Genomic DNA, 14392 nt, shown 5'->3' on the forward strand with positions numbered 1-14392 from the left:
TCCAACCCGCGAAAACCGACGAGTGCACGGTCGGTTTGAGCTGAAAGGATAGTACAAGTGCTTATTGCACAGCGTCCGACCCTGACTGAGGAAGTCCTCAATCCCCAGCGTTCCCGCTTTACCATTGAGCCGCTGGAGCCTGGTTTTGGCTACACGCTCGGTAATTCGCTGCGCCGCACGCTGCTGAGCTCCATCCCTGGAGCCGCAGTGACTTCGGTCCGCATCTCCGGCGCCCTGCACGAGTTCACCACTCTGCCGGGTGTCAAGGAGGACGTCACCGAGATTCTTCTGAACATCAAGGGTATCGTTCTTACCAGCGAATATGACGAGCCTGTCGTCATGTACCTGCGCAAGAGCGGCGAAGGCGAGGCCACCGCCGGAGACATCACTCCGCCGGCCGGCGTCGTCATCTCCAACCCGGATCTTCACATCGCCACCCTCGCCGAGGACGGCGAGCTGGAGATCGAGTTCACCGTCGAGCGTGGCCGCGGTTACGTTCCTGCACAGATGAACAAGCAGGATACGGGCGAGATCGGTCGCATTCCGGTGGATTCCATCTACTCTCCGGTGCTCAAGGTGAGCTACAAGGTCGAGGCTACTCGTGTCGAGCAGCGCACCGACTTCGACAAGCTCATCCTCGACGTGGAGACCAAGCCGGCTATTTCCCCGCGCGACGCCGTGGCGTCCGCAGGCTCCACCCTTGTCGAGCTGTTCGGCCTGTGCCGCGAGCTCAACAACCAGGCGGAGGGCATCGAGGTCGGCCCGGTTCCGGTAGTGGAGGAAACCAACCCCGAGATGGCGGTCCCGATCGAGGACCTCAACCTGACGCAGCGTTCTTACAACTGCCTCAAGCGCGAGGGCATCCACACGATCGGCGAGCTGGTCTCCCACACGGAGCAGGACCTGCTCGACATCCGCAATTTCGGTATGAAGTCCATCGACGAGGTCAAGGAAAAGCTGCAGACCCTCGGGCTGTCGCTGAAGGCCTCCCCGCTGGGCCTCGACAACATCAATCTCGAAGGAGGCACGTTCTTCTCTCCCGAAGACGAAGCCTGACGGCTGAACGTCTTTCGGAGGGGAAGAGCGTCTTCCTCGAACAAACGCCGTTTCGTGCCGCACAGACGTTTGGGCATATGCCCTCCTGGCGGCATGGAACATAAGGAGTAACTACAATGCCTACACCCAAGAAGGGCCCGCGCCTGGCTTCCAGCCCCGCTCATGAGCGCCTGATGCTCGCCAACATGGCGACCAGCCTCTTCCAGCACGGCCGCATCACCACCACGCTGCCCAAGGCCAAGCGCCTTCGTCCGCTCGCCGAGCGTCTCATCACGTTCGCCAAGCGTGGCGACCTGCATTCCCGTCGTCGCGTGATGCGCGTCATCCGCAACAAGAGCGTCGTGCACGCCCTGTTCACCGACATCGCCGAGATGATGGAGCAGCGTGAGGGTGGCTACACCCGCATCGTCAAGATTGGTGCCCGCCGTGGCGACAACACGCCGCAGGCCGTCATCGAGCTCGTCACCGAGCCGCTGAGCGCCAAGAAGGCCACCGTCGCCGAGGCTGAGGCCGCCACCAAGGTCGCCGCCGACAAGGAAGCCGAAGAGGCTCCTAAGGCCGAGGCCACCGAGGCCGAAGCTCCGGCCACCGAAGCCACCGAGGCTCCGGCCGAGGCTGCCGCCGAGGAGAAGGCCGAGTGAATCTGACCCACGTCAGATGATCCGGTTTCAATACCGCTGGAGGTCCGAGATCGCAAGGTCTCGGACCTCTTCGTATATGCAGGCCTATCCAATCGTCAAACCGTAAAGTCGTCAAACCGTAAAATCGTCAAAACCGTAAAGTGGGTCTCATCGATTATGAGGGAGGACTTGGTGACGTCTCCATGTATGTCCTAGACCCACAAACCTCGTTATGAACGATTTGACTCGCCAAGTAGGACGTATGGCAAAGTAGTACGTATGCGTTTGAGGATTGACTTGGGATATGACGGCGGCGGATTCTACGGATGGGCCCGCCAACCGCAGTTGCGCACCGTGCAAGGGGAGATCGAACAGGCCATCCGCACCGTGCTGCATCTGAACCGGGGGAGCAGGCGGAATCGCCCGTCCGACTCCGTCGCGGGCGATGACGTTGCCAACGAGGCCGCCAACAATGCCGACGCAACATCCACCGACATCCGTCTCGTCGTCGCCGGACGCACCGACACCGGCGTGCACGCGCTCCACCAGGTCTGCCATCTCGACATCGACGAACGGCTGCTCGCACGATGCGTCGGCCACATGAACGTCACCCCCGTCGTGGCATTGGAACGACGACTCCAACGGGTCCTTCCCGACGACATCGCCATCCATCGCATCAGCGAGGCCCCCGAAGGATTCGATGCGCGCTTCTCCGCGTTGGAACGCACGTACGTGTACCGCGTCTGCGACAACGAACGCTTCGTCGACCCGAGGACCCGCGGATTCGTCGTCGCCATCGACGAACGGCTCAACGTCGACGCCATGAACGAAGCCGCCGCCCTGACCATCGGACTGCACGACTTCGGCTCGTTCGCCACGCCGAATCCGGGAGGGACCACCATCCGCGAGGTCAAATACGCACGATGGGAGCGGGCGGATCCGCGGACGCCGTTGCACGGCGCGTACGGCGAGCCGGTACCGTATGCGGAGTCCGGGTTGCTGTGCTTCACCATCGTGGCCGACGCATTCGCCCGCAACATGGTCCGGTCGTTGGTCAACGGCTGCCTGCAGGTCGGCCGCGGGAGGAAGACCGTCGCATGGTTCGCCGAAAAGATGGCCGAACCCAAGCGGGAGGGCTCCACCGGACCGGCCGCCGCAAAGGGACTCACCCTCGAATACGTGGCCTACCCGCCCGACGACCAACTCGCCGCCCGGGCGCAGGCCATTCGCGCGGTGCGCACGCTGTAGCCGGCCGCCCACCGCACCTCGCCGCCATCCACTGCCAGCCGCCAGCAGCCACGCTCTTCATCCCCACGAAGCATACTCGAAACATTGCGATGAGGGTTTCGTTAACGACCGGCGTCTACGGTTATGTACCAGTGCGCGGACGTCGTTCCCGTCCATTCCTCCCGGGGAATTCCGGCGCGGGACGGACGCCATGGACGTTAGGAACGTCTGGAACGCCGCGTCCGCAGGATTCGTGGGAAAAGGAGTGATCAGTGATTCAGTCGTTGGCACAGAAAGTGGCTTCGGAGCTCGTCGACCGTCGGGATGCCATCAACCGTGAGCTCAGCCGCAACGGAGTACGGTTCGGCATCTACAAGAACGGCCAGTACCACGACCAGCTCTTCCCCTATGATCCGATTCCCCGCGTCATCGAATCCGATGACTTCGACATGCTCGAACTCGGACTCAAGCAGCGCGTCGACGCGCTGAACGCCTACCTGCGCGACATCTACTCCGACAAGCGCATCATCCAGGACGGCGTCATCCCCGAGGAATACGTGTACACGTCGTCCGGATACTTCCCGCAGGTCAACGGCGTGACGCCCCCCGGCGGCGTATTCGCCCACATCGCCGGCGAGGACCTCGTCCAGGGCGAGGACGGCCGCTGGTGGGTGCTCGAGGACAACCTGCGTATCCCCTCCGGCGCCAGCTACCCGCTGTTCGTGCGCGACATCGAACGTCGCATCTCGCCTCGCCTGTTCCGCGACGTGCGTGTGCGCGACAACCGCGCCTACCCGATGCTGCTGCGCCGCTCCATGGACTTCGTCTCCACCGAGGGCATCGCCGTCGTGCTCACGCCCGGCCGGTTCAACTCCGCGTTCTTCGAGCACGCGTACCTGGCCGAGAAGACCGGTGCCATCCTTGCGTTCCCCGAGGATCTGGAAGTCGAGCACGACCAGCTGTACTTCATCGACTACTCCGGCAACAAGCATCGCGTCGGCGTCGTCTACCGCCGTCTCTCCGACGAATACCTCGATCCGTTCGCCTTCAACGCCGACTCCGTGATCGGCGTGCCCGGACTGCTCGGCGCCTACCGCGCCGGCAACGTGGCCATCATGAACGCGCCCGGCAACGGCGCGGCCGACGACAAGGCCATCTACTACTTCGTGCCGGCCATGATCCAGTACTATCTGCACGAGGACCCGATCCTGCACAACGCGCCCACGTACATGCCGATGTTCGACCAGGACCGCAAGACCGTGCTCGACCGTCTCGGCGAACTCGTCATCAAGGACGTGGCCGAGGCCGGCGGCTACGGCGTCGTGTTCGGCTCGTCGCTCGACGCACGCCAGCGCGAGGAGCTCGCCGACAAGATCAAGGCCGAGCCGCGCCGCTTCATCGCCCAGGAGGTCATCCAGTTCCGCGACATCGACGTGGTCGACCCGGCCACCGGCAAGCACGAGCCGCGCAAGGCCGACCTGCGTGCGTTCGTCGTCACCGGTTCCGACACGCGCGTCTGGTATTCCGGTCTGACCCGCTACTCGTCCGTGCCCGGCCAGATGATCGTCAACTCGTCGCAGGGCGGCGGATTCAAGGACACGTGGGTGCTGGCCGACAAGGGCACCACGCTCAAGGACATGTACGACGAGTTCAAGCACGAGAAGATCTCCATCGCCACGCAGACCCAGCGCCACTCCCTCTCGCTGCTCACCGCCACCAAGGCCGAGGACCTCTACTGGCTGGGACGCTACACCGAACGCGTGTTCACCACGCTCACCCGGTTCTTCCCGTTCTACGACCATGTGATGGACACCGACGTGGACGCGTTCCGCCCCTTCGCCCGCGCCCTCGACCTGCCTGAGGACTTCGAGGACTTCGACGCGTTCATCCACAGCTTCCTCTACGACGCCGCCAACCCGAACTCCGTGCGTTCGGCCATGGACTGCGCGTTCAACAACGCCGTCGTACTGCGTCCGGAGCTCAGCTCCCGCGTGCTGCAGTACGTGGAGCTGGCGTTGAGCAGCATCGCCGACGGCTCCGAACGCGCATCCGCCGCCGAGGACATCTACGACCAGCGCGACGTCACCGACTACATGCTCGCGTTCTGGGGCGCCATCGAGAACTCCGTCGTCGACCAGACGCTCAAGTCGTTCCTCTTCGTGGGCAAATACCTCGAACGACTCGACCTCTACACGCGTCTGCACGCCGACGCCGCAGACCTCAAACCCGCCCTGCGCAAGCTCGTCGACTACGCCGTCACGCTCGACGGCCTGCCCGTGCCGCAGTGCTTCGTCTCCGGCACCCGCTGGCTCATCGGCCAACTGCCCAGCCGCGGCTACGATGACCTCGCCGCAACGCTCACGAAGTTCCAGGACGGCTTCTCCGACCACGTCATCGCGGAGACGCTGAAGCCGCTCGCCTCCATCAGCACGATGAACCTCGCCCGTCGGGCGTAGGCCATAGGGCGCAGGCCGCAGAAACCACCCCGTCCGCATGCCCCGTCCCGTATCCATACCGGATGACGGACGGACATGCGGACGAATCGCGTTTCCCCGACGGCCACGGTAGAATACCGTATGATTCGCGTAAAGGTTTTCGCAGGACCGTCCCGCGTTGGAACGATGCCGAAAAGGAGCTGAAGCCGTTGAAGAAACTGTACTTTGATTACGAGATGAGGCTGGATTTCAGCTCGCCCGTAACCGATCACCGTTTCCAGCTCAGATGCATCCCCGCCACGGGGCCGCGACAGCAGGTCATCGACACCAAGGTCGTCATCGACCCGTTCGTCGAGGCCAGTCAGTCCATCGACTCGTTCGACTCCGTCGTCATGACCGGATACCTCCCCGAACCGCACACGCACTTCGGATACAAGGTCACGGGCATCGCGTTCGTCGACAACGCCAACATCAAATCCGAGATATACAAGCCGCTGTATCGTTTCGACTCCGCGCTCACCATCCCCGGCCCGGCCGTCAAGGCGCTGACCGCACGGTGCGCCGACCGCTTGCGGCACGAACGCAACACCGGTTCGCCGGTCGCCGTGGCCACCGTCATCATGGACGAGGTCTACAAATCGTTCGTCTACACGCCGAAGTCGACCACCATCTACACCACCGCCGAGGAGGCGCTCGCCCAAGGCAAGGGCGTATGCCAGGACTATGCGCACGTGATGCTGTCCGTATGCCGTCATCTCGGCCTGACCGCGCGCTACATCGCCGGCCTGCTGGGCGGCGAGGGCGCCACGCACGCATGGATCGAGGTATATCACAAGGACCGTTGGATCGGCCTCGACCCCACGCACAACCGGCTCGTCGACGACAACTACATCACCATCGCCCACGGACGCGACTATCGCGACTGCATGCTCGACATCGGCGTGTTCTCCGGCAACGATGTCAAGCAGACGCAGTGGGTCAACGCCTCCGTGCATGAGAAAAAGCCCGAGGAGTAAATAGGACGACACGATTTCTGCCGATGATTTTGCATTGTCCGCAAAACGTGGCATACTATTCAAGTTGTCTTTTCAACAAGGGACCGTTGCATGACGGTTCGTTGATATGACGACGAATGGATAAGTGTCCGAGCGGTCTAAGGAGCACGCCTCGAAAGCGTGTGAGGGCAACCCCCTCCGCGAGTTCGAATCTCGCCTTATCCGCCCATGGGGATTCCGGTGGTTCGCCGGAATCCCTTTTTTCATAACGAAACCGGCTGAAGGACGGCGTGGCTGAAGGACGAACGCGGAGAACATCGAATTTGCACCGTCGTCCATCGGAATTGCCGCATTCATGAAGGACGAGCGATGATTTTCGTCGAAAACCGTCGTGGTCCATCGTCCGGTACAGTGATGTCGTCGCAAAACCGCATGATTTCAACGTTTCTGAAATCACTTCGACTGATTTTTGAAGGACGACGGCGATAATCGCCGAAAAATCGCCGTCGTCCATCGGATATGGCGCGATTGTGGAGGACGACGGCGACTGTTGGGTGAAAAGAGGCCGTAATCCATGGGATATGTTGCCGGATATGCCGATTACTTGAGCAGAAGGGAGTCCTCGGCGGGGTAGCCGTCGGACAGGGCCTGGTCGATATGGCCGGCGATCAGCGAGGACACGATTCGCATGCCGGGCTTCTGGGCGTCGGTGATGCCGGCGTCGGCGTTCGATGATGATTGCGTGGCCCCGGATGTGGCCGCGGATGCGGAACCGTCGGATTCCGCCGCTTCGGCATCGCCGCCGGAGAACGCGTCCAGCTGTTCGAGTGCGCAGTTCATCTCGACCACGGCGGTGGTGGGCGCGGACAGTCCGGTGCCCGGGTCCGTGGCCTCGGCCGGATTCTTCGCGATGGCGTCGATGGAATAGATCTTCTGCCGCGGGTCCTTCTCCTGCTTGACCGCGGTGGCCAGAAGCTGTGCGTTGGTCTTGCGTTCGTTGCTCAGCGAGTAGAGACGGGAGTCCGCACCACGTTTGGCGGCGAGGATCTCGTAGGCGAATCCGGCGCGGTCCTCGGCCAGAGACATCGCGGCCAGGGCGTCGGCATCGAGTTTGAGACCGCTGTTGTCGTCGAGACGGGTGCCGGGGATGGCGACGATGTCGGCGATGCCGAGGTTGGAGGCCAATGATTCGGCGGCGTACGCGGCGTAGGCGCTGCGTACCGTGCCTTCGGAGAACCGCTGCGGGCAGTTCAGGGCGACCGTCGTCCAGTCGTTCTTGGCGCTCATCGCGGCCAGCAGTCGCGTCGACGACGGCATCGACGATTGGTAGATTGCATGGTTGCGGTATCCGGATTGCAGCGCCCGCTCGCAGGGGCCGAGCTCGGTGTCGTCGCCTCGTCCGGCGAGGCCAGGCAGCGCGTGCGCGGGAATCGAGAGGACGAGCATGCAGATGACGGCGGCCGTCGCGGCCAGGACCATGGCGGCGAACGACGATGCGCGGAAGCGGAGACGTCGCGAAGCGAGCGGAACGGAAGCGTACGGGCCATCCGTGGGAACACGCTTGGTGGGGGCCGTGGATTCGCCGTGGGCGCATAGTGTCTGCATGAATCGTTAGACTAGTAGCCGTTGCAGACCAGTGCGGGCAAGGTGCCCGCGTATAACTTCATATGGGAGGTCTTGGGCATGGAATTGGACTTGGCAGGCATTCACAAACTCGCCGCTGAGCAGGGCATAGATGCCGAGACTCTGGATAACGCATTGGCGGAGGCCCTGCGTCTCGCTTACCTGAAGACCGCTCACGCGGCAAAGCACGCTCGTGTAGAACTGGATTCCCGCGCCGGAACGTTCACCGTATGGGCCCAGGATGAGATTCCCCAGGAACCGACCGACGAGGATCCCCATCCGGCCCCGGTGCTCGGCGAGGAATACGACGACACCCCCCACAACTTCGGTCGTCTCGCCGCCGCCACGGCTCGTCAGGTCATTTCGCAGCTGTTCCGCAAGGCCGCCGACGAAAAGGTGTTCGGCGCGTTCTCCGGGCAGAAGGGCAATCTCATCACCGGCATCGTCCAGCAGGACGCCAAGGATCCGGGCAACGTGCACGTGGCCGTCGGCGACGTGGAGGCCATCCTTCCCCGCCGCGAGCAGGTGCCGGGTGAGCGTTACCGCCATGGCGAGCGCATCCGCGTCTACGTGGTGAACGTCAACCGCGGCCTGAAGGGCCCGGAGATCATCGTCTCGCGTTCTCATCCGGAGCTTGTCCGTCGTCTCTTCGAGCGTGAGGTGCCGGAACTGGCCAGCGGTGCGGTGTCGATTATGTCGATTGCGCGCGAGGCCGGCGCCCGCACGAAGATCGCGGTGCGCGCCAATGCGCAGGGCGTGAACCCGAAGGGCGCGCTGATCGGCCCCGGCGGCTCGCGTGTGCGTGCGGTGATGGAGAACCTCGGCCAGGAGAAGATCGACATCGTCGACTGGTCGGCCGACCCGGCGCAGTTCGTCGCCGCGGCGCTGTCCCCGGCGCACGCCACCAAGGTGCAGGTCGTCAGCGAGAAGAACAAGACGGCCATCGCGTTCATCCACGACGACCAGCTGTCGCTCGCCATCGGCAAGGAGGGCCAGAACGCCCGCCTCGCCGCCAAGCTGACCGGCTGGAAGATCGGCATCGAATCCGAGGAGGTGCGCGCCCGCAAGGCCGCGCAGGCCGCCAAGGAGGCCGCCGCGGAATCCCCCGAGGAGTGACCCTCCGGTTCATAGTCAGGGTTTCAAGAACGCCGAAGGATGGTTCGTCGGATGCGACGACACCTTCGGCGTTTTTCGTATGCCTGCAATCCATAGGCATGAGTATGCTTATGTCGGAGTCTGATGATGAGGGCATCCATGCCTTCTTTCAGGATTTTTCAGAATGAGGTAACAAACCATGGTCGCACGATGAGACAGCACATGTTCGCCATCAGTGATCAGTGATCGCGCGGTAATTCGTAAGGGAATCGTATGCGCGCGGTCGGGAATAGGAGATATTAGTGCCCAAAGCACGCGTATATGAATTGGCCAAGGAGTTTGGCGTAGAGAGCAAGACCGTTCTTGACAAGCTCAAGAACATGGGCGAGTTCGTGAAGTCGGCCTCGTCAACCGTGGAAGCGCCGGTCGTGCGCAAACTGAGGAACGAATTCCAGCAGTCCGGGGGAGACAAGGGCGGTCACAAGCCCCAGGCCCCGCGCCGTCAGCAGCCGAAGCCGGCCGCGCACAAGCCCGCGGCATCCGAGAGCTCCGCTGCCGTTCCCACCCCGGGTCCGCGTCCCGCGGCCCCGAAGCCGGGGCATCGCGCCGGCGGCGAATCCGGTCGTGGCGGCGCCGTGCCGCACGCGCCGCGCAACAACTTCCGTGACGGCCATCATGAGGACCGTCATGAATCCCGTCGTGACCGCGAGGGCACTCGCGGCCAGCATGAATCCCGTGGGGGAGAGCGCCGTGGCGGCGGCCGTCCGCACACTCCCGGTCCTCGTCCCGGCGATCGCCGCGGCGGCGGCCGCGGCCGCAACGAGGAGCGCTCGCAGCAGGGGCGTCCCCAGCAGCGTGGACCCCGTCCGGGCGGCAACGGCCAGCGTCCGACCCCCGGCAACGGCGGTTCCTCGGCGGCCGCGCCGCGTCCGCACACGACCGGCACGCCGCGTCCGGGCAACAACCCGTTCAGCCGCAAGCAGGGCATGAGCGTGCCCACGCCGGGTGACATCCCGCGTCCGCATCCGATGGCGCGTCCGACCGTGAACAACAGCCGCGGCCGTGGCGGTCGTCCCCGCCCGGGTCAGGGTGGTCGTCCGCGTCCGGGTCAGGGCAGGCCGGGCCAGTGGGGCCACAGCCGTCCGGGTCAGGGCGGTACCGGCGCAGGCTCCCGTACCGGCGGCAGCCGCTTCGGCGGCGCCCGTCCGGGGCAGGGCGGCGGTCCGAACAACGGACCCCAGAACAGTGGCGGTCGTCCGGGCGGTCGCGGAGGCCGCGGCGGCACCGCCGGCGCCTTCGGACGTCAGGGTGGTCGTTCCTCCAGGGCTCGTAAGCGCCAGCACGCCAGGAGGCAGGAGTTCGAGGAGATGAAAGCACCCGTTATCGGCGGTGTGCGCATCCCCACCGGTAACGGCAAGACCATCAAGCTTCGTCAGGGCGCCACGCTGGCCGATCTCGCCGAGAAGATCAACGTCAACGCCGCGTCCCTCGTCACCGTGCTCTTCCACCTGGGCGAGATGGCCACGGCCACGCAGTCCCTGGACGAGTCCACGTTCCAGATCCTCGGCGAGGAGATCGGCTGGAACATCAAGATCGTGTCCGCCGAAGAGGAGGACAAGGAGCTGCTCCAGCAGTTCGACATCGACCTTGACGAGGAGGAGCTGCAGGACGACGAGAACCTCAAGCCCCGTCCGCCGGTCGTCACCGTCATGGGCCACGTCGACCACGGTAAGACCCGACTGCTCGACACGATCCGCAAGACCAACGTCATCGCACGCGAGGCCGGCGGCATCACTCAGCGCATCGGCGCCTACCAGGTGTCCGTGGACCTCAACGGCGAACACCGCAAGCTCACGTTCCTCGACACCCCTGGCCACGAGGCGTTCACCGCCATGCGTGCCCGTGGTGCCGAGCTCACCGACGTCGCGATCCTCGTGGTCGCGGCCGACGACGGCGTGATGCCGCAGACGGTCGAGGCCATCAACCACGCCCAGGCCGCCAACGTGCCGATCGTGGTCGCCGTGAACAAGATCGATAAGCCGGGCGCCAACCCCGAGAAGGTGCGCGGCCAGCTCACCGAGTTCGGTCTGGTGCCGGAGGAGTACGGTGGCGACACCATGTTCGTCGACATCTCCGCCAAGCAGAACATCAACGTGGACAAGCTCCTCGAAGCCGTGCTGCTCACCGCCGACGCGACGCTCGACCTGCGCGCCAACCCCGACATGGACGCCCGCGGCGCCACCGTCGAGGCCCGACTCGACAAGGGTCGCGGCGCCGTGGCCACCGTGCTCGTCCAGCAGGGCACCCTGCACATCGGCGACGCCATCGTGGCCGGTACCTCGTACGGCCGCGTCCGCGCCATGCTCGACGAGAACGGCCAGCAGATGAAGGAGGCCGCGCCCTCCACGCCTGTGCAGGTGCTCGGTCTGATCTCCGTGCCCACGGCCGGCGACCTCTTCCTCGTCGCCCCGGACGACCGCACCGCCCGCCAGATCGCCGAGAAGCGTCAGGCCACCGAACGCGCCGCCCAGCTGGCCAAGCGCCGCAAGGTCGTCTCGCTCGAGAGCCTCAAGGAGCAGTTCGCCAAGTCCGAGATCGACATGCTCAACATCGTCATCAAGGGCGATTCCTCCGGCTCCGTCGAGGCGCTCGAGGACTCCCTGATGAAGATCGAGGTCTCCGACGAGGTCGGCATCCAGGTCATCCACCGCGGCGTCGGCGCCATCACGCAGAACGACGTCAACCTCGCCACGGTCGACAAGGCCGTCATCATCGGCTTCAACGTGCGTCCGAACCGTCAGGTCGCGGACCTCGCCGAACGCGAAGGCGTGGAGATCAAGTACTACTCGATCATCTACAAGGCCATCGAGGACGTCGAGGCATCCCTCAAGGGCATGCTCAAGCCGGAATACGAGGAGGTCGTCACCTCCCACTCCGAGATCCGCGAGATCTTCCGCTCCTCCAAGTTCGGTAACATCGCCGGCGTCATGGTGCAGGACGGCGAGGTCAAGCGCGGAACGAAGTGCCGTATCCTGCGCAACGGCGTCGCCACGGTCAACGACCTCGAGATCTCCTCGCTGCGTCGCTTCAAGGATGACGTCCAGTCGGTCAAGGAAGGCTACGAGGCCGGTATCAACCTCGGCTCCTTCAACGACATCCAGGAAGGCGACATCATCGAGACCTTCGAGATGCGCGAGGTCGAACGCAAGTAGTCGATGAGTCGATTATTCGACTCGAACGATTCCCATTGGCTCCCCCTCAACGAGGGAGCCAATTGTATATGTGAAAGGAACACCATGGCTGGTACGAATCCCCGGGCCGTGCGCATCGCCGGCCTCATCAAGCGCGTGGTCGCGCAGTCCATCGAAACCGAACTCCACGATCCGCGCCTCTTCGGCGTCACCATCACCGACGTGCGCGTGACCAACGACATGCAGATCGCCCGCATCTTCTGGACCCAGCTGGGCGAGGAAGGCAAGGAGCAGGGCCAGCGCAAGCGCGCAGCCCAGGCCCTCAATCAGGCCAAGGGCCGTCTGCGCTCCCACGTCGGTCGCAAGGCCGGACTGCGTCTGACGCCCGTCCTTGAGTTCAAGTACGACGAGGTGCCCGGCGAGGCCACCGAAATCGAGGACATCCTCATCGCCGCCCGCAAGCGCGACGAGGAGCTCGCCAAGCAGCGCGCCACCGCCCAGTACGCCGGCGACGCCGACCCATACAAGCATCCCGACGAGGACGACGATACTGACGACGTCGCCGACGTCGAGACCAACGACGAAGAGTAGTCCGTCTTTGTCCTCCCAAGCGGAGAAGCCCGCGCCAATGTCATCCTGAGCGGAGGGCGTAACTCCTACCCCTGTCATCCTGAGCGAAGGACGGAGTCCGGAGTCGAAGGATCTTTTCGTCCGGCCCTCAGGTTGGATGCAGATCCTTCGACTCGCTGCGCTCGCTCAGGATGACAAGGTGGGTGTTGTGCTCGCTCAGGATGACAAGGTGGGTGTCGCGCTCGCTCGGGATGACAAAGTAGGTGCTTTCTCCCGCTCAGGATGACCAAGGTGGCGGCTCGTCGTTCGGGGTGGCAACAGTGGTGGACCACCATCCGGGATGACAATGTATAAGGAGCGTTCATGACCAATCCATCCGAATCCGGAATCCTCATCGTCGACAAGCCGCAGGGCGTGACCAGCCACGACGTCGTGGCCGCCATACGCGGCGGATTGCGCATGAAACGCGTCGGTCACGCCGGCACGCTCGACCCCATGGCCACCGGCGTACTCGTCGTCGGATTCGGCAACGCCACACGACTGCTCAACTACATCGTCGGCGCCGACAAGACCTACGAGGCCACCATCCGGCTCGGCCAATTCACCACGACCGACGACGCCGACGGCGACGTCATGGCATGGTCCGACAAAGTCGCCCACGGCGGGTTTTCCCCAGTAATCCACCCTGATGCGAACATGTCTGGGGATATCGCGACGCTGAGCCAGGAGACCATCGAACAGGCCATCGCCGGGGACTTCACCGGGCGTATCGAACAGACGCCGACCATGTTCTCCGCCATCAAAATCAACGGCAAGCGCGCCTACGACCTGGCACGCGAAGGCAAGGACGTGGAACTCAAGGCCCGTCCCATCACCATCCGCGAGTTCACCATCATCGATGGACCAGTGCCGGCAACTGCGCACAACGGCGAACCGGCGCTCGACCTCACCGTACGCGTCACCTGCTCGTCGGGCACGTACATCCGCGCGCTCGCCCGCGACCTCGGCTATCGGCTCGGCGTCGGCGGACATCTGACCATGCTGCGACGCACGCGCGTCAGCGCATTCGACGCGGCCACGGCCGACGTCGTCACCGCGCACGCCGAAAGCCGCACGTTCACCAACCGAGACGGCGAAACCATCACCCGCAACCGGTGCGTCATCGACTATCCCAATAGCGACGAAACCACCGATGCCGACGCCGATGCCTCCCACGACACCAGCAATCCGCGGCGCGACTATCTCCTCGGCCACGCCCTGCCGATGGCCGCGAGCGCACGGCTCACCATGCCCTGTGCCGACATCACCGCCGACGAGGCCCGTGAACTGCGGTTCGGCCGGTGGATTCCGCGACGTGGCGACGGAACGGCGGCGGCCATCGTCCCGGCATCGTCCGCGGGAGACTCCCGCGGCGACGAACTCGTGGCCATCATCGAGCCCGCGAACCGGCGGCTGGCGAAACCCGTCGTCGTATTCCCCGCCGAACAGCCGGACTAGGCGAACAATCGAACAGCCGAATAGCCGAATAGCCCGGCGGCGCGGCGAACCGACGTTCGCCGGCCCCGTTAAGCTTGTGCCTC

10 protein-coding genes and 1 tRNA gene are annotated in these 14392 nt (G+C 64.2%); 10 read left to right on the forward strand and 1 reads right to left on the reverse strand.

Features of this window, described 5'->3' with window-relative positions:
• Positions 1–57 precede the first annotated feature (57 nt).
• The 6 genes from KIH77_RS04355 to KIH77_RS04380 all read left to right on the forward strand — a co-directional run bounded on the left by KIH77_RS04355 (position 58) and on the right by KIH77_RS04380 (position 6558).
• On the forward strand, positions 58–1056 hold the full coding sequence (locus tag KIH77_RS04355) for a DNA-directed RNA polymerase subunit alpha (RefSeq protein WP_219099890.1): 999 nt from the start codon (positions 58–60) through the stop codon (positions 1054–1056).
• Between the two features lie 116 nt (positions 1057–1172).
• Positions 1173–1697, forward strand: coding sequence for a 50S ribosomal protein L17 (gene rplQ, locus KIH77_RS04360; RefSeq protein ID WP_219099891.1), 525 nt, complete (start codon positions 1173–1175; stop codon positions 1695–1697).
• 258 nt (positions 1698–1955) lie between these two features.
• On the forward strand, positions 1956–2924 hold the full coding sequence (gene truA, locus KIH77_RS04365; RefSeq protein WP_219099892.1) for a tRNA pseudouridine(38-40) synthase TruA: 969 nt from the start codon (positions 1956–1958) through the stop codon (positions 2922–2924).
• Between the two features lie 251 nt (positions 2925–3175).
• Positions 3176–5359 carry a circularly permuted type 2 ATP-grasp protein gene (locus tag KIH77_RS04370; RefSeq protein WP_219099893.1) on the forward strand — a complete coding sequence of 728 codons (2184 nt, stop codon included), beginning with the start codon at positions 3176–3178 and terminating at the stop codon, positions 5357–5359.
• A gap of 188 nt (positions 5360–5547) precedes the next feature.
• Positions 5548–6354, forward strand: a complete 807-nt coding sequence (locus KIH77_RS04375; protein ID WP_219099894.1) for a transglutaminase family protein — start codon at positions 5548–5550, stop codon at positions 6352–6354.
• Positions 6355–6472: 118 nt separating this feature from the next.
• Positions 6473–6558, forward strand: a tRNA-Ser gene (locus KIH77_RS04380).
• A gap of 375 nt (positions 6559–6933) precedes the next feature.
• Here KIH77_RS04380 and KIH77_RS04385 read toward each other — a convergent pair.
• Entirely contained in the window at positions 6934–7938 is a 1005-nt protein-coding gene (locus KIH77_RS04385; protein WP_219099895.1) for a hypothetical protein, read from the reverse strand.
• 78 nt (positions 7939–8016) lie between these two features.
• On the opposite strand from KIH77_RS04385, the gene nusA reads away from it, so the two are divergent.
• The 4 genes from nusA (at position 8017) to KIH77_RS04405 (ending at position 14309) form a co-directional block, all read left to right on the forward strand.
• On the forward strand, positions 8017–9072 hold the full coding sequence (gene nusA / locus KIH77_RS04390) for a transcription termination factor NusA (RefSeq protein ID WP_219099896.1): 1056 nt from the start codon (positions 8017–8019) through the stop codon (positions 9070–9072).
• A gap of 281 nt (positions 9073–9353) precedes the next feature.
• Entirely contained in the window at positions 9354–12263 is a 2910-nt protein-coding gene (gene infB, locus KIH77_RS04395; protein WP_219099897.1) for a translation initiation factor IF-2, read from the forward strand.
• Between the two features lie 84 nt (positions 12264–12347).
• Positions 12348–12833, forward strand: a complete 486-nt coding sequence (rbfA, locus tag KIH77_RS04400) for a 30S ribosome-binding factor RbfA (protein WP_219099898.1) — start codon at positions 12348–12350, stop codon at positions 12831–12833.
• 342 nt (positions 12834–13175) lie between these two features.
• Positions 13176–14309, forward strand: a complete 1134-nt coding sequence (locus KIH77_RS04405) for a tRNA pseudouridine synthase B (RefSeq protein WP_219099899.1) — start codon at positions 13176–13178, stop codon at positions 14307–14309.
• The last annotated feature ends 83 nt before the right edge of the window (positions 14310–14392 follow it).

The sequence above is a fragment of the Bifidobacterium pluvialisilvae genome (genome assembly GCF_019331695.1).
In the GTDB taxonomy this organism is placed as follows: Bacteria; Actinomycetota; Actinomycetes; order Actinomycetales; family Bifidobacteriaceae; genus Galliscardovia; species Galliscardovia pluvialisilvae.

What these genes read in the sequence shown, in the direction of transcription:
- rplQ (WP_219099891.1), top strand. Translation starts at nt 1,173, where the DNA reads ATGCCTACACCCAAGAAGGGCCCGCGCCTGGCTTCCAGCCCCGCTCAT.
- truA (WP_219099892.1), top strand. Translation starts at nt 1,956, where the DNA reads ATGCGTTTGAGGATTGACTTGGGATATGACGGCGGCGGATTCTACGGA.
- KIH77_RS04385 (WP_219099895.1), bottom strand. Translation starts at nt 7,938, where the DNA reads ATGCAGACACTATGCGCCCACGGCGAATCCACGGCCCCCACCAAGCGT.
- nusA (WP_219099896.1), top strand. Translation starts at nt 8,017, where the DNA reads ATGGAATTGGACTTGGCAGGCATTCACAAACTCGCCGCTGAGCAGGGC.
- rbfA (WP_219099898.1), top strand. Translation starts at nt 12,348, where the DNA reads ATGGCTGGTACGAATCCCCGGGCCGTGCGCATCGCCGGCCTCATCAAG.
- KIH77_RS04405 (WP_219099899.1), top strand. Translation starts at nt 13,176, where the DNA reads ATGACCAATCCATCCGAATCCGGAATCCTCATCGTCGACAAGCCGCAG.